Annotated in this window: 19 protein-coding genes and 2 tRNA genes; 9 read left to right on the forward strand and 12 right to left on the reverse strand. The window is 69.2% G+C overall.

Features of this window, described 5'->3' with window-relative positions; genetic code table 11:
• Nucleotides 1-568: 568 nt before the first annotated feature.
• Nucleotides 569-2,110 (forward strand): acyl-CoA synthetase, encoded by a 1,542-nt coding sequence (locus GC203_RS19240; RefSeq protein ID WP_293458026.1) that lies wholly within the window; start codon nt 569-571, stop codon nt 2,108-2,110.
• A gap of 8 nt (nt 2,111-2,118) precedes the next feature.
• Here the strand turns inward: GC203_RS19240 and GC203_RS19245 are convergent, their stop codons facing one another.
• Nucleotides 2,119-2,946, reverse strand: coding sequence for a hypothetical protein (locus GC203_RS19245; RefSeq protein WP_293458028.1), 828 nt, complete (start codon nt 2,944-2,946; stop codon nt 2,119-2,121).
• Between the two features lie 344 nt (nt 2,947-3,290).
• On the opposite strand from GC203_RS19245, the gene GC203_RS19250 reads away from it, so the two are divergent.
• From GC203_RS19250 to GC203_RS19260, 3 genes are all read left to right on the forward strand, one after another.
• A complete protein-coding gene (locus GC203_RS19250) occupies nt 3,291-3,740 on the forward strand; it encodes a MaoC family dehydratase (protein WP_293458029.1) in 450 nt (149 codons plus the stop codon).
• Nucleotides 3,741-3,749: 9 nt separating this feature from the next.
• Nucleotides 3,750-4,169 (forward strand): VOC family protein, encoded by a 420-nt coding sequence (locus GC203_RS19255; protein ID WP_293458030.1) that lies wholly within the window; start codon nt 3,750-3,752, stop codon nt 4,167-4,169.
• Nucleotides 4,170-4,449: 280 nt separating this feature from the next.
• Nucleotides 4,450-4,917, forward strand: a complete 468-nt coding sequence (locus GC203_RS19260) for a group III truncated hemoglobin (RefSeq protein ID WP_293458031.1) — start codon at nt 4,450-4,452, stop codon at nt 4,915-4,917.
• A gap of 26 nt (nt 4,918-4,943) precedes the next feature.
• Here the strand turns inward: GC203_RS19260 and GC203_RS19265 are convergent, their stop codons facing one another.
• The 3 genes from GC203_RS19265 to GC203_RS19275 all read right to left on the reverse strand — a co-directional run bounded on the left by GC203_RS19265 (nt 4,944) and on the right by GC203_RS19275 (nt 7,411).
• Nucleotides 4,944-5,798 carry a trypsin-like peptidase domain-containing protein gene (locus GC203_RS19265; RefSeq protein WP_293458032.1) on the reverse strand — a complete coding sequence of 285 codons (855 nt, stop codon included), beginning with the start codon at nt 5,796-5,798 and terminating at the stop codon, nt 4,944-4,946.
• 208 nt (nt 5,799-6,006) lie between these two features.
• On the reverse strand, nt 6,007-6,567 hold the full coding sequence (locus GC203_RS19270) for a hypothetical protein (protein WP_293458033.1): 561 nt from the start codon (nt 6,565-6,567) through the stop codon (nt 6,007-6,009).
• Between the two features lie 43 nt (nt 6,568-6,610).
• A complete protein-coding gene (locus GC203_RS19275) occupies nt 6,611-7,411 on the reverse strand; it encodes a pesticin C-terminus-like muramidase (RefSeq protein ID WP_293458035.1) in 801 nt (266 codons plus the stop codon).
• 220 nt (nt 7,412-7,631) lie between these two features.
• Between GC203_RS19275 and GC203_RS19280 the strand changes: the two genes are divergently transcribed.
• The 4 genes from GC203_RS19280 to GC203_RS19295 all read left to right on the forward strand — a co-directional run bounded on the left by GC203_RS19280 (nt 7,632) and on the right by GC203_RS19295 (nt 12,528).
• Nucleotides 7,632-9,719, forward strand: a complete 2,088-nt coding sequence (locus tag GC203_RS19280; RefSeq protein WP_293458037.1) for a S9 family peptidase — start codon at nt 7,632-7,634, stop codon at nt 9,717-9,719.
• Nucleotides 9,716-10,261 (forward strand): GNAT family N-acetyltransferase, encoded by a 546-nt coding sequence (locus tag GC203_RS19285; RefSeq protein ID WP_293458038.1) that lies wholly within the window; start codon nt 9,716-9,718, stop codon nt 10,259-10,261. Before GC203_RS19280 ends, GC203_RS19285 begins: the two co-directional genes overlap by 4 nt.
• 199 nt (nt 10,262-10,460) lie before the next feature.
• Complete coding sequence (locus GC203_RS19290) at nt 10,461-11,951, forward strand: PAS domain S-box protein (protein ID WP_293458040.1); 1,491 nt, start codon at nt 10,461-10,463, stop codon at nt 11,949-11,951.
• A complete protein-coding gene (locus GC203_RS19295) occupies nt 11,935-12,528 on the forward strand; it encodes a response regulator (protein ID WP_293458042.1) in 594 nt (197 codons plus the stop codon). The genes GC203_RS19290 and GC203_RS19295 overlap by 17 nt, the downstream gene beginning before the upstream one ends.
• A 9-nt stretch (nt 12,529-12,537) precedes the next feature.
• On the opposite strand, the gene GC203_RS19300 is transcribed toward GC203_RS19295, so the two are convergent.
• The 4 genes from GC203_RS19300 to GC203_RS19315 all read right to left on the reverse strand — a co-directional run bounded on the left by GC203_RS19300 (nt 12,538) and on the right by GC203_RS19315 (nt 14,841).
• Nucleotides 12,538-13,293 (reverse strand): ATP-binding protein, encoded by a 756-nt coding sequence (locus tag GC203_RS19300; protein ID WP_293458044.1) that lies wholly within the window; start codon nt 13,291-13,293, stop codon nt 12,538-12,540.
• 119 nt (nt 13,294-13,412) lie between these two features.
• On the reverse strand, nt 13,413-14,120 hold the full coding sequence (locus GC203_RS19305) for a response regulator transcription factor (RefSeq protein WP_293458046.1): 708 nt from the start codon (nt 14,118-14,120) through the stop codon (nt 13,413-13,415).
• Between the two features lie 4 nt (nt 14,121-14,124).
• Nucleotides 14,125-14,505, reverse strand: coding sequence for a response regulator (locus tag GC203_RS19310; RefSeq protein ID WP_293458048.1), 381 nt, complete (start codon nt 14,503-14,505; stop codon nt 14,125-14,127).
• A 262-nt stretch (nt 14,506-14,767) separates the two neighbouring features.
• A tRNA-Gln gene (locus GC203_RS19315) sits at nt 14,768-14,841 on the reverse strand.
• Nucleotides 14,842-14,978: 137 nt separating this feature from the next.
• Between GC203_RS19315 and GC203_RS19320 the strand changes: the two genes are divergently transcribed.
• A tRNA-Pro gene (locus tag GC203_RS19320) sits at nt 14,979-15,055 on the forward strand.
• A 60-nt stretch (nt 15,056-15,115) separates the two neighbouring features.
• Here the strand turns inward: GC203_RS19320 and GC203_RS19325 are convergent.
• The 4 genes from GC203_RS19325 to GC203_RS19340 are packed head-to-tail and all read right to left on the reverse strand — an operon-like array spanning nt 15,116 to nt 20,733.
• Nucleotides 15,116-16,123 (reverse strand): hydroxyacid dehydrogenase, encoded by a 1,008-nt coding sequence (locus GC203_RS19325; protein WP_293458050.1) that lies wholly within the window; start codon nt 16,121-16,123, stop codon nt 15,116-15,118.
• Entirely contained in the window at nt 16,120-17,070 is a 951-nt protein-coding gene (locus GC203_RS19330; RefSeq protein WP_293458052.1) for a DUF4931 domain-containing protein, read from the reverse strand. The genes GC203_RS19325 and GC203_RS19330 overlap by 4 nt, the downstream gene beginning before the upstream one ends.
• Nucleotides 17,067-19,463: a phosphoenolpyruvate synthase gene (gene ppsA, locus GC203_RS19335; RefSeq protein WP_293458054.1), complete on the reverse strand. Its 2,397-nt coding sequence runs from the start codon at nt 19,461-19,463 to the stop codon at nt 17,067-17,069. The genes GC203_RS19330 and ppsA overlap by 4 nt, the downstream gene beginning before the upstream one ends.
• A 19-nt stretch (nt 19,464-19,482) precedes the next feature.
• On the reverse strand, nt 19,483-20,733 hold the full coding sequence (locus GC203_RS19340; protein ID WP_293458055.1) for a glycosyltransferase: 1,251 nt from the start codon (nt 20,731-20,733) through the stop codon (nt 19,483-19,485).
• Nucleotides 20,734-20,981: the final 248 nt, after the last annotated feature.

The following is a 20,981-nucleotide window of genomic DNA, read 5'->3' on the forward strand; positions in this document are numbered from 1 at the left end:
AGCGCCTGAAGCCCCCTCCGGCGCTGCGCGCCACCTCCCCCGTGGTCACGGGGGAGGAGCCTGTCCGCACCACCCGCTCCTCCCCCGCCGAAGCGGGGGAGGTGGCGTCCCGGCCCCAAGCCGGGACGACGGAGGGGGCCTCCCTCCACCCCCGTCATCCCGGGCGGAGCGAAGCGGAGACCCGGGACCCAGCATCCCCGCCCGTCGAGCCCCCCTCTGACGAAGAATCGCCCACGCCCTACCTGATGCCCTGGGAACGCGCCCCGCCCGGCGCCCGCTACCCCGGCGGCTCCGGCTGGTAGCCCACCCCCCCGCGTGTCATCCCGGTTTCGGCCAACGGCCGAAGACCGGGACCCATGAACACCTGATCGTCCAGGCAAACCCACGGAGCCGCCCCGCGCGGCCTCCGACCTCACCACGAATGGGTCCCGGTCCTGGGCCGCCCCCAAACCGGGATGACGCCTGGAAGCGACGCCGGCGCTCGCGCGGCTTGACGCCCGTTAGGTCAAGACCCGCAATGGGCGCAAAACGGCGGCGACGCCTCGCCGCCCAAGGGAGTGAAGGGTCCATGCATCCGAAGGTTCATGCGGCGGCCAACCCGGACAAGCCGGCGTTCATCATGGCCTACTCCGGCGAGACGGTGACCTATGGCGAGCTCGACGCCCGGTCGAACCAGGGCGCGCACCTGTTCCGCTCGCTCGGGCTGAAGCCGGGCGACGCCGTCGCCTACTTCCTCGACAACAACCCGCGCTACTACGAGCTGCTCTGGGCGGCCCAGCGCTCGGGCCTGCGCTTCACCTGCCTGTCGTCCAAGCTGACGGCCGGCGAGGTCGAGTACATCGTCAAGGACTGCAACGCCAAGGTGTTCGTAACGTCCGCGGCGCTGGCCGACGCGGCCCACGAGGTCGCCCCGCTGATCCCCGGCGTGAAGCTCTACATGGTGGGCGGCGCCGAGGCCCCGTTCGAGAGCTTCGAGGACGCGCGCGCCGCCTTCCCCACCACGCCGATCGGCGACGAGACCGCCGGCCAGGCCATGCTCTATTCGTCCGGCACCACCGGCCGGCCCAAGGGCGTCAAGCGCGCCGGCGCCCTCGACCCGGCCATCGACGCCGTCAACGGGCTGACCATGATGGGCCAGGCGCTCTACGGCTGGACCCCCGACACGGTCTATCTGTCGCCCGCGCCCCTCTACCACGCCGCCCCGCTGGGCTGGTCGATGGCCGTCCACGCCCTGGGCGGGACCGTGGTGATGATGGAGCGTTTCAACGCCGAGGACGCGCTGGCCTTCATCGAGAAGTACAAGGTCACCTCGGCCCAGTGGGTGCCGACCCACTTCGTGCGCATGCTGAAGCTGCCCGAGGAAGCCCGCGCCCGCCACGACCTGTCGTCGCTGAAGGCGGTGTTCCACGCCGCGGCCCCCTGCCCCGTGCCGGTCAAGGAGCAGATGATCGCCTGGTGGGGCCCGATCATCCACGAGTACTACGCCGGCACCGAAGGCAACGGCTTCTGCGCCATCTCCTCGCCCGAGTGGCTGGAGCACAAGGGCTCGGTGGGCCGGGGCATGACCGCCCAGGTGAAGATCTGCGACGAGGACGGCGAACCGTTGCCGCCGCGCGCCGAGGGGCTCGTCTTCTTCGCCGGCGGCGGCGAGTTCGAGTACCACGGAGACCCCAAGAAGACCGCCGAGTCCCGCAACAAGCACGGCTGGACCACGCTGGGCGACGTGGGCTGGGTGGACGAGGAGGGCTACCTCTACCTCACCGACCGCAAGAGCTTCATGATCATCTCGGGCGGCGTGAACATCTACCCGCAGGAGATCGAGAACCTGTTCGTCACCCACCCCAAGGTCGCCGACGTGGCCGTGGTGGGCGCGCCGGACGAGGAGATGGGCGAGAAGGTCGTGGCGGTCATCCAGCCGGCCGACTGGGCCGAGGCCGGGGACGAGCTGCGCAACGAGCTGATGGCCTTCGCCCGCGCCAACCTCAGCCACGTGAAGGCCCCGCGCCAGCTCGACTTCATGCAGGAGCTTCCGCGCCACCCGACCGGCAAGCTCTACAAGCGCCTGATCCGCGACGCCTACTGGGGCAAGGAAGGCAGCCGCATCGTCTGAGGTTCGGCTCAGTCCAGGTAGACGCCGTGCCGGGCCAGGCGAGCGAAGAGGTTCTGCAGCGTGGCGACGGTCGCCAGGCTGGCCGCCTGGATCGGCGGCTCCAGGTGCGGCTCGTGCCGGGCGATGAAGCCCCGTTCGGTGCGGGCGATCAGGCCGCGCTTCACGAGGTGGGTCATGCGGCGGCGCACGCTCTCCGTCGGGCGGTCGATGGATTGGGCGATCGTCAGTCCGGGCAAGGCCGCGCTCTCGTCTGAGGCGGGCCCGCGCCAAGTCGCCTCCACCACGGCCATGTAGGCGACGGCGTCCTCGTGGCCGCCGGTCAGCACGACCAGGTGATGGATGAAGTCGAGCGCAAAGTTGGACGAGTGGCGGCTGACGATCCGGGTCGGCGGATCGTCTCCCTCGTCCAGCACCTCGTCCGCCGGCCCGCGCTGCGGCCAGGACGCATCGGGCGCCTCCGCCAGGAGGTCGCGTCGCAGGCGGCGCACCGCGGCGAAGTTCAGCAGCGCCACCTCGCGGCGCTCGGCCGTCGCCAGCACGCGGGTGGGCACGTGGAAGCCGCCGTCCTCGCGGACGCAACGGCCCATGGCGACCAGATCGGCCAGTCTCCGGCGCACCGTCTCACGCGGCAGGCCCAGGCGCGCGGCCACGGCGAGCGCCGACACCGGCCGGCGCTCCTCCTCGGGCACCGGCGTGCTGAACCGCGCATATCGCCGCGCCAGTTCGCGATCCTCATCGATGTGGTCGAGGTTGGCGCTCATCACCGCCAGCATGACGAAGGCGGCGGTGGCGTCGCCGCCGCTCGCATCGACATGGCCCGCGACGCCGCGCAGCACGAAGCGGCAAGCGGCCCGGAAGCAAGCCCGAACACTCTCGGGAGCCAACTCGCATGACCCTCGAAGTTCGATGCTCATCGTACCCAGATTGAGCAGTGCGGCATGTCACACACCAAGGAATTCGCCTTGACAGGGCATGTTACACCACCAGGGCGAGTTTTCACCCACCGGCTGAACCTGACCGTGAGCATCCATTTTTCATGCGCCGAACCCGGCGCGGATCGGCCCGGCGTCGGGGCGGCGCCGGAGCCGGCCGGCGATCTCGCCCACTGACGCTGCGTCCGCCTTGCCCTGGCCCGAACAGATGCTAGAGGCTCTCAACCGCACACACGAGGGAGCGAGCGATGAACCCGGTGGAATTCAAGGACCTGCCCGGACTGGTCGGCCAGGAGGTCGGCGTGTCCGACTGGCTGGAGATCACCCAGGAGCGTGTGAACCTGTTCGCGGACGCCACCGGCGACCATCAGTGGATCCACGTCGACGTCGAGCGCGCCACCAAGGAGATCGGCGGTCCGATCGCCCACGGCTACCTCACCCTCTCGCTGATCCCCTTCCTGTCGGCCGGCCTGATGCCGGTGAAGGGCGTGACCCGCGGCATCAACTACGGCTCGGACAAGGTGCGCTTCATCAACATGGTGCGCGTCGGCAAGCGCGTGCGCCTGCGCCAGAAGCTGATCGGCGCCGAGCCCAAGGCCGGCGGCATGCAGATCAAGAACGAATGCACGATCGAGATCGAAGGCGAGGCCAAGCCGGCCTGCATCGCCGAGACGATCTCGGTGGTCTACGGCGCCTGACGCCAGCCGATGCGCGGGGCGATCCACCACCTGGACCTCACCGTGCGCGATCCCCAGGCCAGCCGCGGCTTCTACGCGGCGGTCCTGGGGTTCATGGGCTATCGCGAGGTCGCCGCCCACGCGCGCGGCTACGACTTCGATCGCGGCGGCCCGGACGGCTTCTGCTCCATCGGGATCATGAAGGCCGAGGGGCCGAACGCCGCGCGGCCCCACGACCGCTATTCGCCCGGGCTGCACCACGTGGCCTGGAACGCCGAGAGCCGCGACGACGTCGATGCGCTGCATGCGCTCCTGCGGGAGATCGGCGCCGAGGTCCTGGACCCGCCCGCCGACTATCCGCGCTATGGCGACGGCTACTACGCGGTGTTCTTCGCCGACCCGGACGGACTGAAGCTGGAATACGTCTTCAAGCCCCGCGGCCAGGGCTGAGCCTACGTAAATTCCCCTATGTGCGCGTTCGGAATGTCGGCGCGGCAGGGGGCGGCCTATCTAGCTCGAAGTCAGCTTCGCTTCGGTGCTGACGCTGGAGGCTTGGCCCAATGACCCTCTCAGCCCGTATCGTCGACAGCGCCGCCCCGCGCGGAGGGGCTGCTCGCCTGCGGACCATCGTCCGCCGCGGTCTCCTGGCCTTGGCCGGAGCGCTTCGCTCCAGGCGGCGGCGCGGAGGCGCTCGATCCGACGGCGACGCCGGAGGGCCGGTCCCCGCGGCATGGCCGAAGGCCACGGCCGACTGGCGCGACGCCGCCTGATGGAGCCGCGGCCACGCATCGGTCCCGGCGTCGCCGTCGGCGTGACGGAGGAGATGATCGGCCGCCTCGTGCCGGCGTTCTACGCCAAGGTGAGGCGCGATCCCGTCCTCGGCCCCATCTTCGAGGCCGCCATCGGCGACTGGTGGGACGCGCACCTCGCCAAGCTCTGCGATTTCTGGTCGTCGGTGATGCTGATGACGGGCCGCTTCAAAGGCCGCCCGATGCCCGTGCACGTCGCGATCCCCGACATCGGGCCCGACCACTTCGCCCGCTGGCTCGCCCTCTTCCGCGAGACGGCCGCCGAGGTCTGCCCGCCCCCGGCCGCCGCGCTCTTCGAGGCCCGGGCCGAGATGATCGCCGAGAGCCTGCAACTCGGCATCGCCGTCAGCCGCGGCGAGCTTCCGCCGCTCGGCCGCACGAACGCGTAGATTCCCGGGCGGGAGGCCGGCGGACGCTAGTCGGGAACCGCTTCCTCGGCCGCCGCCGTCCGCGCGCCGGCCACCGGCGCGGGCGCTTCGGCCACCGTCGAGGGCGCCAGCGGGTTCTGCAGCAGGTCGATCGTCTCGCGGATGTACTTCGCGTGGGTGACGATGCCGATCTCCAGCCGCTCGCTGTTCAGCTCCACCTGCTGGGTCAGCAGGCCGGCGATGAAGCCGCCCTTCGGAACGCCGCCGTCCGGCGAGGCGGGCGTCGAGGCCTGCACCACCCCTTGCGCCGGCTCGGGCCGGTTCACGAACACCGGCCCGCCCGAGTTGCCCGGGAAGACGGCGAAGTCGAGCAGGAAGGTGGGGAACACATTGGCCGGCGCCAGCGGATACGAAGCCACCCGGCCCGACCGCAGGATCGGGAAGCCCGCGGCGTTGGCCGACAGGCCGCGCGGGAAGCCCAGCGCCATCATCTCGTCGCCCGGATTGACCTGGTAGGCGCCGAAGGTGTCGTCGGCGGCCAGGTAGCCTTCGGGCAGGGCCGCCTTGGCGAACTCGGGCGGCGCCTTGATGGTGATGGCCGCCACATCGCGGCTGGGGTGATGGGTCCACAGCTCGTGGCCCTCGTCGTCGCGGATCTTCAGCGACTGGGGCGAGTAGCTCCACGAGCCGTCGGGATTGGAGATTCGGTAGCCAATGCGCGCCTTGGCGCCCGGCATCTTCTCGAAGACGTGGTTGGCGGTGATCAGCACCGTGCGCGACTGGCCGTCCGGCCCCGGCGCCGAGATCAGGAAGCCGGTTCCGACGGTGCGCGTGCCGTCGCCGAGCGGCTGTTCAAGCTGAACAGTCGCCTGGATCAGCTCGACAGCAAGATCCATGGCCATAGCGGCCCCCGTAACACTGTACCCTTCGCGTCTTTCTGTGCGCGATCTCGATGTGCAAACAGTGAATCACGGACGACTTTCGCCAACAAGCCGGCATGACCGCGCAGGCGGCGGATCGACGCACGCGGCGCATCAACAGTGCTTGAGCAGAACGCGAGCAGCGCGACTCGCGCAGGTGGAAGTCCGTTCGGCGACGCCCAGGGAGCCGTTATTCGTGTGCGAGCATCGTCACGGATACGCGCTTAGGCGCACCGTCCCCGGCGGCGTAAACCTCCACTCGCTCCAGTGTCTCATACCGCAGCATTTCGCCCTTGGCCCAGGCGGTGAGATTCTCAATCACGGGCGCCTCACGCGCAGGATTGCGGACGAATAGGGTCAGGACCGCATGGTCCGAACAGCCGCCCGGCGGCTTCGGCTCAAGGCACCGGGTGTGAAGGATCGCCGTCGCGACGACCCGGCCGTCCGGTTCCAGAACCGCGGCGCCCTTCTCGTCGCAGGAGTGATGACGACAAGCGGTGAACCGGTAGCGTGCTCCGATGCGTTGGGGATCGTCCGGCGGACCGCCCAGCACCTCCATCTGCTGGTCGGCGACAGAGCCGTGATACAGATAGCTGGCTCGGCCAGAACCTACGAACGCCCGCACCGCGCGCACAAAAGGCCGCCGCCAAACCAAAACGTTCGTGTCGCGGCACAGCTCAAGGTGAGCGAGGCCACATTCAGGAGCGGTTGCTGTCACTGCCCCTGCAAGAACAACTGCGGCTAGCAGCACCACATTCCCCAACCATTCATGCGAAGCTTCTCCTCATCGAGGGTCAAGATTTCGGCCGAGGCAGGTTCGCCGAAAGGATGTCGTAGACCAATCGCCCCGCCTCTTTGTCACGTCGCGGCTGATAGGCGTCACCGAATTTCTTCAGATTATGGTAGGCGCCATCCCAGTCGCCCGCCGTGATCTGACGCCAAAAATTCGGAGCCGCCTTGTCCGGCGCATCCGTCCCATACTGGAAATAGAGACTGCCGATCGCCGTCTGCGTGTCGCGCGGGAGCTTGGAAAACGGCCCCACCTGCGAGACCGCATCGAACTTGGACGCGAGCTTCCGCAGTTCCCGATCCTGGACCGCCGCGTTGAGCGATTTGTAGTCCTGCTCCGAGAGCACCAGCGGATTTTCCTGGACGTACTGCAGCGCCACGTCCCGCCTTTTGCCGGTATAGGGCGCCAGTTGGTCCACCAGCTCCGGGCGGAGCCCCAGAGCCCTCAGATAAGCGGTGTCCTTGCGGCCAAGATCCACGCCCACTCCGATCGTCGGCCCGCTGTCGCCAATGACACGCCCCTCCTTGTCGGTCGGGACGTACATTTTCCGACGCGCACCCTCCCGCTCGGCCAGGAAATCACGGTCGACATTGAACTGGTCGACCGCAGGCCCCGGTTCGCCGCTCGTTAGATTCGCTGAAGCTGCGCCACCGCCGGCCTGCGCCGTTCGCGTGCGCTGCCACGTCTCCATATCCATGTCGTCGGACAGCAAGCCGGAGACGCGTCCTGCCTCTTGCGGTCGAAAGAGTTGAGCCCGACGAATTCGCTGCCAGTCCTTGCCGTCCAAGTCGTCGCTCAGCCGCATCTACACCGCCCCTTCGGAAGCATTGATTGTTGCGCGGCATCGCAGAACCATCGCCCCCGCACCGCGCGTAAACCTATCCGAAGACGGCCAGAAGGTAAAGAACAAAATGAGAACATTATGACCCACTGACAGAGCGCGCAAGGTGTCCCACGCCCGCTCGATCCCAGGCTCAGCGTCGTCACGCTTGAGCGGCGCACGCCGCCGTCGCATCTAGCGGGGCATGAGCGCCCCCAAGCCCCCCGTCGCCGCCAAGGTCCCGCACCGCATCGAACAGCTCGGCCGCGTGCGGGTCGACGACTACGCCTGGATGAAGGACGAGGGCTGGCAGCAGGTGCTGCGCGATCCCAAGGCGCTGCGGGCCGACATCCGCGAGCACCTCGAGGCCGAGAACGCCTACACCAAGGCGGTGCTGGCCGGGACGGAAGAGCTGCAGGCCACGCTGTTCGCCGAGATGAAGGGGCGCATCAAGGAGGACGACAGCTCCGTCCCCTCTCCCGACGGGCCCTGGGACTACTACGTCCGCTACGCCAAGGGCGCCGAACATCCCCTGCACGGGCGCCGCCCACGCGGGCGCGACGACGGCGAGGAGGTGCTGCTCGACGAGGAGGCGCTGGCCAAGGGCAAGGCCTATTTCCACGTGGCCGCCGCCAGCCACAGCCCGGACCACGCCCTCTTCGCCTGGGCCGCCGACGAGCAGGGCAGCGAGTACTACGCGATCCGGGTGAAGGACCTGGCGACCGGCGCCGAGATCGGCGCGCCCATCGAGAGCGCCTACGGCGACTTCTGCTTCTCGCCGGATTCGAAGTGGCTGTTCTGGATCTGGCGCGACGAGAACGCGCGGCCCGCCAAGGTCTTCCGTCGCCCGGCGCGCGGCGGCGAGGACGCGCTGGTCTACGAGGAGCCGGACGACGGCATGTTCCTGGGCGTCGGCGTCGCGGCCGACGACAGCCACATCCTGATCCACATCGGCAACCAGGAGACCACCGAGCTGCGGCTGATCCCGGCGACCGACCCGACCGCCGAGCCGGCGGTGGCCGAGCCGCGCCGGGTGGGGGTGAAGTACGGCCTGGACCACTGGGGCGACCGCTGGGTGATCCGCACCAACGACGACGGGGCCGTCGACTTCAAGCTCTGCGTCTCCACAGCGGCGGTTCCGGCCAAGGCGACCTGGACCGACTGGGTGGCCTACCAGCCCGGCCGCTACATCACCGGCTTCGCGGCCTTCGCCGGCCACCTCGTCCGCGCCGAACGGGTCAACGCCCTGGACCGGCTGGTGGTGATGGCCCGCGACGGCGACGAACACGTCGTCGCCTTCGACGAGGAGGCCTACGCCCTGAACCTCGAGGGCGGCTACGAGTACGAGACCACGCTCACCCGCTTCGTCTACCAGTCGCCCACCACGCCGCGGCAGTGGTTCGACTACGACATGGCCAGCCGGGAGCGCACCCTGCGCAAGACTCAGGAGGTGCCGTCGGGCCACGATCCGTCGCGGTATGTGGCGCGCCGCCTGATGGCGAAGGCGGCCGACGGCGCCGAGGTGCCGGTCACCCTGCTGATGCTGAAGGACACGCCGCAGGACGGCTCGGCGCCGGTGCTGCTCTACGGCTACGGCAGCTACGGTCACGCCATGGAGCCCAGCTTCTCGATCCGCAACCTCAGCCTCGTGGACCGCGGCTGGATCTGGGCCACGGCGCACATCCGGGGCGGCTCGGACAAGGGCTGGGGCTGGTTCCTCGACGGGCGCAAGGAGAAGAAGACCAATACCTTCACCGACTTCATCGCCTGCGCCGAACACCTGATCGGCGAGGGCTATGCGGCGAAGGGCCGGATCGCGGCCTACGGCGGCTCGGCCGGCGGCATGCTGATGGGCGCGGTCGCCAATCTGCGGCCCGACCTGTGGGGCGCGATCATCGCGGCGGTGCCGTTCGTCGACGTGCTGAACACCATGAGCGACACCTCCCTGCCCCTGACGCCGCCGGAGTGGCCCGAGTGGGGCAACCCCATCGAGGACCCGGCCGCCTACGACCGCATCGCCGGCTACAGCCCCTACGACCAGGTGAGCGCCCAGGCCTATCCGCCGATCCTGGCCACGGGCGGGCTCTCGGACCCGCGCGTCACCTTCTGGGAGCCGGCCAAGTGGGTGGCGAGGCTGCGCGATTTCACGACCGGCGAGGCCCCGATCCTGCTCAAGATCAACATGGAGGCCGGCCACGGCGGCGCCTCGGGCCGCTTCGACTTCCTGAAGGAGATCGCGCTCGACTACGCCTTCGCCATCTGGGCCCTGGACGAAGGATGGAAGCCGGCATGATCGTCCGCCCCGCGACCGAAGCCGACGCCGAGGCGCTGGCGGCGATCTACGCCGACGCGGTGCTGAACGGCTTCGGCACCTTCGAGACCGTCCCGCCCGACGCGGCCTGGATGGAGACCCGCCGCCGAGACATCCAGGGGCTGGGCCTGCCCTTCGTGGTCGCCGAGGCCGACGGCCGCGTGCTGGGCTACGCCTACGCAGGTCCGTTCCGCCCGCGGCCGGGCTATCGCTACACCGTTGAGGACAGCGTCTATGTGGCGCCCGAGGCCAAGGGCCGCGGCGTGGGACGCGCGGTGCTGTCGAAGGTGCTGGAGGCCTGCGAGGCGGCTGGCATGCGGCAGGTGGTGGCGGTGATCGGCGACTCCCGGAACGCCGGATCGATCGGGCTGCATCGGGCGCTGGGCTTCGTGGACGCCGGCGTCGGGCGCAGCTTCGGCTACAAGCTGGGCCGCTGGGTCGACATCGTCTGGATGCAGAAAGCGCTGAACGGCGGCGATTCACTCCCGCCCGACGCGCCCGGCCTCAGATTGTCGGGCGGCTGACACAAGTCTTCGCGATCATCCGCTAAGGTCAGCGCTGGCATACGCTTGAAGAGGCGGCGAGCCGCGCTTTGGTTAGCCCTTATGTATGTCTACGTATTTGCTTGAACTCCGAAATCTGCTGAACTCTTAAGCGCCGGGCGGGGCCGGCAAAAAGTCGAAGTACATGACTGGGTTGTGGACGGGAAAGAGCACAACCGCAGTGTGGAAGTCTGGCCCGGCGGGGGGAACCGCAGGGGGCCTGATCCTGGCGATCGTCGCCTCGGCCGCCGCACTGGCGGCGCAGGCGTTCATGCGCCCGGCCTTCACGCATGCGGTCGACCTGCTGGGCGTACTCGCCCTGCTGGCGTGCGCCGGTTTCGGCGGCGCGGGTCCGACGCTTGTCGCGACGGCGGTCCTTGCGGGCGGGCAGTTCTGGCTCGACGCGGCCGAGCCCCTTGCGGAACGCGCGATCCACACCGGCCTGATCGTCATCATCGGCGTCGGCGCGGCGGTGGCGCTGCGGCGGCTCGGCGCGGATCGCCAGGCGGCCGAGGCCCAGGCCGCGCGCCTGCGCGACCGGCAGACCCTGCTGGAATCCAGCCTGGCCACCATGCCCGATGCGGTGGTGGTGATCGACGGCCAGGGCGTGATCCACAGCTTCAGCCAGGCCGCTGAGCGGCTCTTCGGCTGGACCTCCGCCGACGCGGTCGGCCGGAACATCTCGACGATCACTTCCGCCGCCCAGGCCGAGGGGGCCGACGGCCTTCCCGCGCGCGTGGCCGGCGCCGACGAGACCGGCGCGGTCAGCAGCACCCGAGACGCCACGGGCCTGCGCAAGGACGGATCGGAGTTCCCGGTCGAGCTGAGGGTCGGCGAGGCGCGCACGGGCGACCAGCGGTTCTTCACCGTGGTGATCCGCGACCTCACCACCTTCGCCGAGGCCGAGAACCGGCTGGCCGAGATGCGGGCCCAGCTCACCCAGGTCTGGAGCCTCAACTCGATGGGCGAGATGGCTTCGGTCCTGGCGCACGAGCTCAACCAGCCGTTGTCTGCGGTCGCCAACTACTTGCGCGCTGCACGCACGCTCATCGCCAATCTCGAGCTCGAGGATGACGATCTGATCGACGCCGTGGCCCGTGCCGGAGACCAGGCCGTGCGCGCCGGCGAGATCATCCGGACCATGCGCGACTTAGCGACGCGGGGCGGCACGCTGCAAAAGCCCGAAAGCCTCGGGGCCATCGTCCGGGAGGTCGACTTCCTGGTGTCGCTGATGGCGCGGGACGCAGGTGTCCGCGTGACCTACGACCTGTACAAGGGCGACGATACCGTGATGGCCGATCGCATTCAGATACAACAGCTTGTGGTCAACTTGGCGCGAAACGCGATTGAGGCCGTGACCAAGTACCCGGCCCGCCAGGTCAGCATTTCAACTCGGCCCGACGCGGATGGAAACATACTGACCACTGTAGAGGACAGTGGACCGGGAGTTGACGCCAGCGTCATCGAGCGGCTGTTTCAGCCTTTGGCGAGCACAAAGCCTGAAGGCATGGGCCTAGGCCTTTCAATATCCAATGCTATAGTCGAGAACCACAGGGGTCGGATCTGGGCTCAGCCCAGCCGCCTGGGCGGCGCTGCTTTCTGTTTCGTACTGGCGCGGGCAGGTGAAGATGGTGACGACAGCGGGCGAAAGGACGGTGTTCGTCGTCGATGACGACGAGGCCGCGCGCGACTCGCTGCTGGCGCTCCTGAAGTCGGATGGCCTGAGGCCCCGGGGCTTCGCTTCGGCCCACGATCTTCTCGCCACGTACGACGCGGAATGGCGGGGTTGCGTGGTCACCGATCTGCGCATGCCGGGCATGGACGGCGTCGAGCTGATCCAGGCCCTCAAGGCGATGGCCTGCATACTACCCACAATTGTGATCACCGGCCACGCGGACGTCAGCCGGGCCGTCGACGCCATGAAGGCGGGCGCCGCCGACTTCATCGAGAAGCCCTACGAGAGCGAGCAACTCCTGCGCTCGGTGCGCGGCTGCCTGGAGGACAACGACGCAGCGGTGGACGCCAACGCGGCGCGCCTGCGCCTGGTGCGGCGGGTCGAGAGCCTGACGGCCCGCGAGCGGCAAGTGCTCGACCTCATCATGGAGGGCGCCAGCAACAAGGTGATCGCGGCGAGGCTTTCGATCAGCCCGCGGACCGTTGAAATCTATCGCGCCAACGTCATGTCGAAGATGCGGGCGGACAGCCTCTCGGAGCTGATCCGCATCACACTGGGCGCCGGGGCCGCCTGAACCCCGCGTTCAGGCCTGCGGCAGATAGAGGCTGGCGGTCGTCCCGCGGCCCAGTTCCGACACCAGCGCCAAGACCCCGCCGGACGCCGCTGCGAAGTCGCGCACGCCGGCGAGCCCGAGGCCCGTGCCGCCGCGCCCCTTGCGGGTGGTGAAGTAGGGCTCGACCGCCCGCGCCAGCACGCGGGGCGACATGCCCGAGCCGTTGTCCCGCACCGAAAGGCGCACATAGGAGCCGGGCGCCAAACCGAGGCTCGCGGCCTCGACACCGGCCACCTCCGACAGGTCGGCCGACAGGACGATCCGTCCGCCGGCCGGCGTGGCGTGGGCCGCGTTGGCGCAGAGGTTCAGCAGCGCGCGTTCCAGCTCGACCGGGTCGGCCGCGCAGCGACGTTCGCCTCCGGCGTCGGCCACCTCGATCGCCACGCCCGGCGCGGCCAGGCGCGCCAGCCGCGAAACGCGCTGCAGGGCTTCGATCGCATCGACCGCGACGCCGCCCGCCGCGTCATGCGCCGACGCATCGAGCAGGCGCCGGAGAAGCACGGCGCTCTTCTCCGCGGCGAGCTGGCTGAGCTCGGCCAGCCCACGGCCCTCCGACCCCTCGGGCAGGTCCCGCGCCAGGGCCTCGTTGGCGGCCAGGATCACGCCCAGCAGGTTGTTGAGGTCGTGCGCGACCGCGCAGGCGCCCTGCTGGGCGATCGGTCCGGGCGCGTCCGCGACGCGAAGGGCGACCTTCTGGTCTCTGTCCGCAATGCCATCGAATGCCATCTGGCGATCCTGTCCTTAGGAACCAGCCGCTACGGGGCCAACGCAATCAGAAGCATACTCAAGGCTCCATAACACCCCGAGGCGTTCACCTAGGTAGGTTCCCCGAGCGGCGTATTGCCTCAGGCCGCGATCTGCGCGGTGGAGGCGGACTTGGAGGCGTCGCGCAGCATGTAGCCGCCGCCCCACACGGTCTCGATCTGGGCGTCCCCGCCGTTCGCCGCGGAGATCTTCTTGCGCAGCTTGCAGATGAAGACGTCGATGATCTTGATCTCGGGTTCGGACATCCCGTTGTAGAGGTAGTTGAGGCAGGCCTCCTTCGTCAGGACCGAATTCTTCCTGAGCGAGAGCAGCTCCAGCATCTTGTACTCGCTGGGCGTCAGGTGGATGGCCGTACCCGCCACCTCGACGCTGCGGGTGTTGAGGTTCAGCGCGATGGCGCCGGTGCGGATGATCGAGTCCGTATGGCCCCGCGAGCGGCGGACCACCGCGTTGATCCGCGCGAACAGCTCCGACTTGTGGAACGGCTTGGTGACGTAGTCGTCGGCGCCCGCGGCCAGGGCGGCGACCTTGCTGTCCACGCCCGTGGAGCCCGACAGCATGATCACCGGGATCGCCAGCTTCTTGGCCCGCATGGCGCGGAGCACCTCGAAGCCCGACATGTCGTCCAGGTCGATGTCCAGGAGGATGGCGTCGTACTCGTAGAGCTCGACCAGCTCGAGGCTTTCCTCGCCGGAGTCGGTGATCGAGACGTTGTGGCCCTCGCCGCCGAGCAGCATCTGAACGCTCTTGGCGGTGGACGGATTGTCTTCGACGAGCAGGATGTGCATTTCGCTAACCCCTTGATTGTACAGTGTTGAGTTGGATGTCGGCGATAAGCGCCTTGGAAATCTGAATGAGCTCCGACATGCGGAACGGCTTGGCCAGCACGGCGTCGGCGCCGAGATGTTTGGCCCAGCTCAGGTAGTCGGCGCCGCGGGCGCGGCCGGCGCCCGAGATGGCGATGACCTTCGCCGAACAGCCGGCGCCCTTGATCTCGCGGATCGCGCCGATGCCCTCGATGTCGGGCATGACGATGTCGGTGACCACGAGGTCCGGATGGTGGGCCGCCGCCATCCGGATGCCCTTGCGGCCGTTGTCGGCGCAGACCGTCGAAAACCCCTCGGCCTTGAACGCCAGCGACATCAGCCGAAGCAGCGCCGCATCGTCGTCCATGACCAAAACCTTGCCGCCCATACTCGCCCTCGCCAACCTTGGAACACTGGCGCGGCTGGCGGTTCGATCCGCGTCGCCGAGACGGTCCCTCGGCCCCCCGCCGCCTCCGTCTTCAACCGGTGTTCACTATGGTTAACGACTAAGAACCACAGTGATTCGGTGGCTGAAAATCCGGGGAGAACTCTTAAGTAGAATCCCGTGTGACGGGCTGCCGCATCAATGCTGGGTTGCTGGGGCGCGGGACGCCGCTCTCAGGCGGCCGTGGCTGGGGGACTAGGACTCGAACCTAGAATGACGGTACCAAAAACCGCAGTGTTACCATTACACCATCCCCCAGCAGGAACGGCGCGTCCCGAGAGCCGCAGCGCTCGGGAGCGGGGGAAATAGCGCAGCAGACCCAAGGATGCAACGCCCCCTCGAAGGCCGGCTTGCAGCGGCAAGGCCCCTCCTCTATATGGGCGCTTCCTTGCCGTCGGAGTGTGGCTCAGTCTGGTAGAGCACCGCGTTCGGGACGCGGGGGTCGCAGGTTCAAATCCTGCCACTCCGACCATTTCCTTCCCGCAAATCCCGTCCTGCCGACCGGCGGGGCCTTCCGCGACGCGACGACGCGCTAACGCGCAGCGACGACGTTGCGCGGCTGTCCGTCGGCGAAGGCCTCGATGTTCTCGACCGTGGTGGCGACGATCCGCTGCACCGCCTCGCGCGTGTTGAAGGCGCTGTGCGGCGTGACGATCACGTTGGGCATGTGCAGCAGCACGTGGTCGGCGACCAGCGCCTTGAGGTCGGCCTGACCGACGAACCCGGAACTCAGCAGCTCGGCCTCTTCCCGGATCAGCGGCTCCTCGGGCAGCACGTCCAGCCCGGCGGCGGCCACCTTGCCTGAGCGCAGCGCCTGGACCAGGGCGACCACGTCCACCAAGGCGCCCCGAGCGGTGTTGATCAGCACCACGCCGGTCTTCATGCGGGCGAACGCGTCGGCGTCGAGCAGATGGTCCGTCTCCGGGGTCGCGGGCGCGTTCAGCGAGATCACGTCGGCGGCGGCCAGCAGGTCGTCGAGCGCCACGTATTCGAAGCCCAGGTCGAGGGCGAGGCCGGGGTCGGGCCGCACGTCGTAGGCGATCGCGTTCATGCCGAAGCCCCGGGCGATGCGGATCACATGACGGCCGATCGAGCCCGCGCCGATCACGCCGATCGTCTTGCCCTGCAGGTCGAAGCCCTGGAGCCCCTCGGGCGAGAACGCGCCTGAGCGCGCCCGCTCCATCGCCTCGCGCAGGCGGTGGCTGATCGCGAGCAGCAGGGCGAAGACGTGCTCGGCCACGGTGTTCTCGCCATAGCTGGGCACGTTGCAGACGGTGATCCCGTGCGCGGCGCAGTAGGCGAGGTCGATGTGGTCGTAGCCGGTCGAGCGGGTGGCCACGAGCCTGAGCCGGGGCAGCTTCGAAAGCACTTCGCGGTCCAGGCGCCCGTAGATGAAGGTCGAGATCGCCTCGGCCTCGGCGAAGTCGGACGCGTTGTCCAGGTCGAGGCGCTGGTCGGTGAGCGTCACCTGATGGCGGCGTTTCAGGGCGTCGAAGGCGGGAGCCTCGCGCGGCTCGGTCTCGAAGACGGCGATCCTCATGGCGCGTCCTCGCCGGCTTGCCGCAGCCGCGCGGCGTCCTCCTCCGGGCGGGAGGGATTGATGGCCATGCCCGCGCCCAGTTCGAACCCGCCCGGTTCGGCCAGCCGCGGCGCGATCCGCAGACGCCAATGGACGAACGCGGCGTCGCGATGGGCCCGGTCGGCGCCGTCGAAGACGAAGTTGTAGGCGGGGTCGCCATAGGCTCTGGAGATGCGCGCCAGCGTGCGCCGCATCAGGGCGGCGAACTCGGGCAGGCCGCCGTCCTCGAGATCGGCGAACGAGGCCGCATGACCGCGCGGCAGAATCCACACCTCGCCGGGATGCTCGGCGGCGAAGGGGACGAGCGCCACGAAGCCCGACGTCGTCTCCACGACCCGCACGCCGTCGGCCAGTTCGGCGGCGAGCATCTCGCAGGTGGGGCAACGCCCATCCGCGTCGTGGCGAGCCGCGCCGGCCTCGACCAGCGCCTTCACGAAGGGCGGTGTGAAATCCAGGCCGATCAACTGCGCGTGCGGATGACGCAGCGAGGCTCCGCTGCCCGGCCCATGGTTGCGGAACAGGACCGCGGCTTCGGTTCCGGGGCGGTCCAGCATGGCCCGGAGCCGGTCGCGATAGGTCTGCACGACCGCCTCCACCTGCGCCTCCTCGAAACGCGCCAGGCGGGCGTCGTGGCGCGGACTTTCGACGATCACCTCGTGCGCGTCGACGGCGGCGAAGCGGTTTGGGACCACGCGCACCCGCCAGCCCGGCGGCTCAGGCCCGGCGATCTCGGCGATGACGCCCGGAAGTTGGGCTTCAGAGCCCGGGCAGAACGGACAGTGCGGGTCCAGCGGCGGAAGCGGCGCCGGGCGCGGGTCCGCCCCGGACAGATCGAACGGCCGGGCGCCCCGGCGCGGCGCGAGGATGACCGCCTGGCCGGACGTGATATCGCGGCGCAGCTCGCTCACGCCGCCCCGGCCATGGCGGCCTCGCGCTCGGCCACCTTGGCCTTCACCGCCAGGAAGCTGTCGGGACTGACCGAGATGGAATCGATGCCGCAATCCACCAGGAACTCGGCGAACTCGGGGTGGTCGCTGGGCGCCTGGCCGCAGAGCCCCACCTTGGCGCCGGCCGCATGGGCCTCGGCGATCACCCGGCGGATCATCCATTTCACCGCCTCGTCCTGTTCGTCGAACAGCTCGGCCAGTTCGGCGGAGTCGCGGTCGACCCCCAGGGTGAGCTGCGTCAGGTCGTTGCTGCCGATGGAGAAGCCGTCGAACCGCTCGGCGAAGCCGCGCGCGAGGATCACGTTGGCCGGGATCTCGCACATCACATAGACGTCGAGGCCGTCCTGCCCTCGGCGCAGGCCGTTCTGCGCCATCACCTCCAGCACCCGGTCGGCTTCGGCCAGCGTGCGGCAGAACGGGATCATCACCACCACGTTCGAAAAGCCCATGTCGCGGCGCAGGCGGCGGATCGCGGCGCACTCCAGGGCGAAGCCATCGCGGTAGCGCGGCGAGTAGTAGCGCGAGGCGCCGCGGAACCCGAGCATCGGGTTCTCCTCTTCCGGCTCGAACTCGGCGCCGCCGAGCAACCCCGCGTATTCGTTGGTCTTGAAGTCGCTCATCCGCACGATCACCGGGTCGGGGTGCGAGGCCGCGGCGATCTGGGCCAGCCCCCGCGCCAGCCGGTCGACGAAGTACTCGGTGCGGTCGCGGGCGTAGCCGCGGGTCAGCGCGGCGATCTTCGCCTTGGCCTCGGCGTCCTTCAGCGCGTCGAACTTCACCAGCGCCATCGGGTGGATCTTGATGTGGTTGCTGATGACGAACTCCATGCGGGCCAGACCCACGCCGTCGGCGGGCATCCGCCACCAGCGCGCCGCCGCGGCGGGATTGGCCATGTTGAGCATCACCTTGGTCCGGGTGTCGGGCGCGGACGCCACGTCGAGATCGCGGCATTCCACCTCGGCGATCCCCTCGTAGACAAAGCCCTCCTCGCCCTCGGCGCATGAGACGGTGACCTCCTGCTCGCCGTGCAGCACGCGGGTGGCGTCGCCCGCGCCCACCACCGCCGGCAGGCCCAGCTCGCGGCTGACGATGGCGGCATGCGAGGTGCGGCCGCCCTCGTCGGTGACGATCGCCGCGGCCTGCTTCATCACCGGCACCCAGTCCGGGTCGGTCGTCCGCGTGACCAGCACCGAGCCGGGCACGAAGCGGTCGATCTCGCGGGGGCTGTCGATCAGGCAGACGCGCCCCGAGACCACGGCGTCGCCAATGCTCATGCCGGCCACCAGGCGGCGTCCCTTGGACTTGATCCTGTAGCTGCGCAGCATGGCGCTCGTCCGGCGCGACTGCACGGTCTCGGGCCGCGCCTGGACGATGGACAGTTCGCCCGTCTCGCCGTCCTTGGCCCACTCCATGTCCATCGGGCGGCCGTAGTGGCGCTCGATCACGCAGGCCCAGCGGGCGAGTTGCAGGATCTCCTCGTCGTTCAGCACGAAGGCCTCGCGCTCGGCCGCCGAGGTCGGGACGTTGCGCGTCGGTCGCGCCTCGCCCGTGGCGTAGATCATCTTCTTGTCCTTGCCGCCCAGCGTCTTCTCGACGATGGGCGTCAGCCGCTCGTCGTCGAGGAAGGGCTTGAAGACGGCGTATTCGTCGGGGTTCACCGCGCCCTGGACGACGTTCTCGCCCAGGCCCCAGGCGGCGTTGATCAGCACCACCTTGTCGAAGCCGCTCTCGGTGTCGATCGAGAACATCACGCCGGCGCCGCCCACGTCCGAGCGCACCATCAGTTGCACCCCGACGGAAAGCGCGACCTTCGTATGGTCGAAGCCCTTGGCCTGGCGGTAGGCGATCGCCCGGTCGGTGAACAGCGAGGCGTAGCAGCGGCGGCACGCCTCCAGCAGCGCGCCTTCCCCGCGGATGTTCAGGAAGGTCTCCTGCTGCCCGGCGAAACTGGCGTCGGGGAGATCCTCGGCGGTGGCGCTGGAGCGCACGGCCACGTCGGCGTCGGCCCGCCCCGCACGGCGGCACAGCTCGCGGTAGGCCGCGCGGATCGCCTCGGCCGTCTCGTCCGGCCAATCGCCGCGCAGCATGGCGGCGCGCACGGCCGCGCCCGTATCGGCCAGGCTCGCCTTGCCGGCCGCCAGGTCGTCGAGCGCGCGCCCGATCACGGGGCGCAGATCGTTGGCGTCCAGGAAGCCCCAATAGGCCTCGGCGGTGGTGGCAAAGCCGGACGGAACCCGCACGCCGGCGGCGGCCAGGCCGCTCACCATTTCGCCCAGGGAGGCGTTCTTGCCCCCCACGCGGCCGACGTCGCCACGGCCCAGGGCCTCGAACCACAGCACATGCGCGCCTTGCATCGCTTGCTCCTTCATCGCGTCAGGCCCCCGCCGCGCCCTGCAGGTGAAACTCGGTGCGGAACGATCCGATCAGATCGACCCACTCCTCCATCAGGCGGGTCATCAGGAACCGCGTGCGCACGGTTTCCTGCGCCGCCGCGCCCAGCCGGATCGCCAGATCGGGATCGCGGACGAGCTGCACGATCCGCTCGGCGGCCTGCTCGACCGTATCGACCAGGAAGCCGTTCACCCCGTCCTCGATCTGGCGGCGGATGCCGCCCACGCGCCCGCCGACCACGGCCGCGCCCTTCCACATCGCCTCGGTGACGGTCAGGCCGAAGCCCTCGCGCAGCGACTTCTGCAGCACCACCGCGGCGCGCCGCTGCAAGGCGTTGACCAGCGCCGAGTCCTGGACCGACAGAACCTGGATCCGGTCGTCGGCGCTGCCGCAGACCGAGGCGAACACCTCCTGGCCTTCCGGATCGTCGGTGGCCACGTTGCCCACTAGCACCAGCCGGCAGTCGACCTGTCGGCGGGCCAGCTTGAAGGCCTCGATCACCCCGTGGGGGTCCTTCCAGCGGTCGAAGCGCGAGACCTGGACCACCAGCGGCAGGTCGGTGGGAATGCCGTAGTGGACCAGCCGCTCGTCGATCTCGTCTTCCGAGAGCGGCTTGTTGGTGGTGGAGAACGGATTGATCGCAGGCGCGATGAACCGCTGCGGCGTCTCCAGCTTCTGGGCGTACTCTGGCAGGGAGAGGACCACCGCGTCGTAGGCCTCGACCATCGGGGCGAGATAGTCCCAGAGGTCGGGATTGGGCCGCGACATGTCGACGTGGCAGCGCCAGATCCACGGCGCCTTTCGCCGGTAGTGGCGGATCAGCGGCAGGGGCTGGGGATCGTGGACGATGACCAGGTCGTGGTCGATGTGATTGCGCACCGCGTTCTCGTAGGCGACCTCCTCGTAGATGCGGGTCTTCAGCTCGGTCATGTTGATGTCGCCGCCCTGCAGGGCGTTGTGCATCTTCTTGGTGATGCTGAAGAAATCGGGCCGGCCCTGGATCACCCGCCAGCCCGTCTTGAGACCCGCCGAATTCATCAGCAGCGTCATCGACGAGAGGATCTCGGCCACGCCGCCGCCATAGTAGGTCGAGTTCACGTTCAGCACGTGCATGTCGCCCAGCCGCCGGACCTTGCCGAGCAGGCGATCGACCGCCTCGGCGCCGATGAGGGGCTCGTAGTCCTCGACCGCGGCCACCCGCATGGCGCCGGCGTCGTCCGTTGAACTGGCCATCACGCGGCCTCCGCCCTGGCCGCGCGGTGAGCATGTCGGGTGCGCGGCGAACGCGCGGCGGCCAATACAAGATGCGGGCGGCACGCCGGCCGCGCTCCGCCCTGTAGAACAGTCTGGCACACAGCCCACGGCGCACACTGACCGATGTCAAGCGAGGCCGGATGGCGGGTTTTGGCGCCGGCCGGATCGCCACGGCTTTGCGGATGTCGCGATCTGTGCGAGAGCCGGCGTCAGAAGCGGCACTCGTA

It is taken from the genome of Phenylobacterium sp. (assembly GCF_016124325.1).
Lineage (GTDB): Bacteria > Pseudomonadota > Alphaproteobacteria > Caulobacterales > Caulobacteraceae > Phenylobacterium.

Excerpts from the sequence above, each read along its gene's own strand:
- GC203_RS19240 (WP_293458026.1), top strand. The coding sequence starts at position 569 with ATGCATCCGAAGGTTCATGCGGCGGCCAACCCGGACAAGCCGGCGTTC.
- GC203_RS19250 (WP_293458029.1), top strand. The coding sequence starts at position 3,291 with ATGAACCCGGTGGAATTCAAGGACCTGCCCGGACTGGTCGGCCAGGAG.
- GC203_RS19255 (WP_293458030.1), top strand. The coding sequence starts at position 3,750 with ATGCGCGGGGCGATCCACCACCTGGACCTCACCGTGCGCGATCCCCAG.
- GC203_RS19260 (WP_293458031.1), top strand. The coding sequence starts at position 4,450 with ATGGCCGAAGGCCACGGCCGACTGGCGCGACGCCGCCTGATGGAGCCG.
- GC203_RS19265 (WP_293458032.1), bottom strand. The coding sequence starts at position 5,798 with ATGGCCATGGATCTTGCTGTCGAGCTGATCCAGGCGACTGTTCAGCTT.
- GC203_RS19275 (WP_293458035.1), bottom strand. The coding sequence starts at position 7,411 with ATGCGGCTGAGCGACGACTTGGACGGCAAGGACTGGCAGCGAATTCGT.
- GC203_RS19280 (WP_293458037.1), top strand. The coding sequence starts at position 7,632 with ATGAGCGCCCCCAAGCCCCCCGTCGCCGCCAAGGTCCCGCACCGCATC.
- GC203_RS19285 (WP_293458038.1), top strand. The coding sequence starts at position 9,716 with ATGATCGTCCGCCCCGCGACCGAAGCCGACGCCGAGGCGCTGGCGGCG.
- GC203_RS19300 (WP_293458044.1), bottom strand. The coding sequence starts at position 13,293 with ATGGCATTCGATGGCATTGCGGACAGAGACCAGAAGGTCGCCCTTCGC.
- GC203_RS19305 (WP_293458046.1), bottom strand. The coding sequence starts at position 14,120 with ATGCACATCCTGCTCGTCGAAGACAATCCGTCCACCGCCAAGAGCGTT.
- GC203_RS19310 (WP_293458048.1), bottom strand. The coding sequence starts at position 14,505 with ATGGACGACGATGCGGCGCTGCTTCGGCTGATGTCGCTGGCGTTCAAG.
- GC203_RS19325 (WP_293458050.1), bottom strand. The coding sequence starts at position 16,123 with ATGAGGATCGCCGTCTTCGAGACCGAGCCGCGCGAGGCTCCCGCCTTC.
- ppsA (WP_293458054.1), bottom strand. The coding sequence starts at position 19,463 with ATGCAAGGCGCGCATGTGCTGTGGTTCGAGGCCCTGGGCCGTGGCGAC.
- GC203_RS19340 (WP_293458055.1), bottom strand. The coding sequence starts at position 20,733 with ATGGCCAGTTCAACGGACGACGCCGGCGCCATGCGGGTGGCCGCGGTC.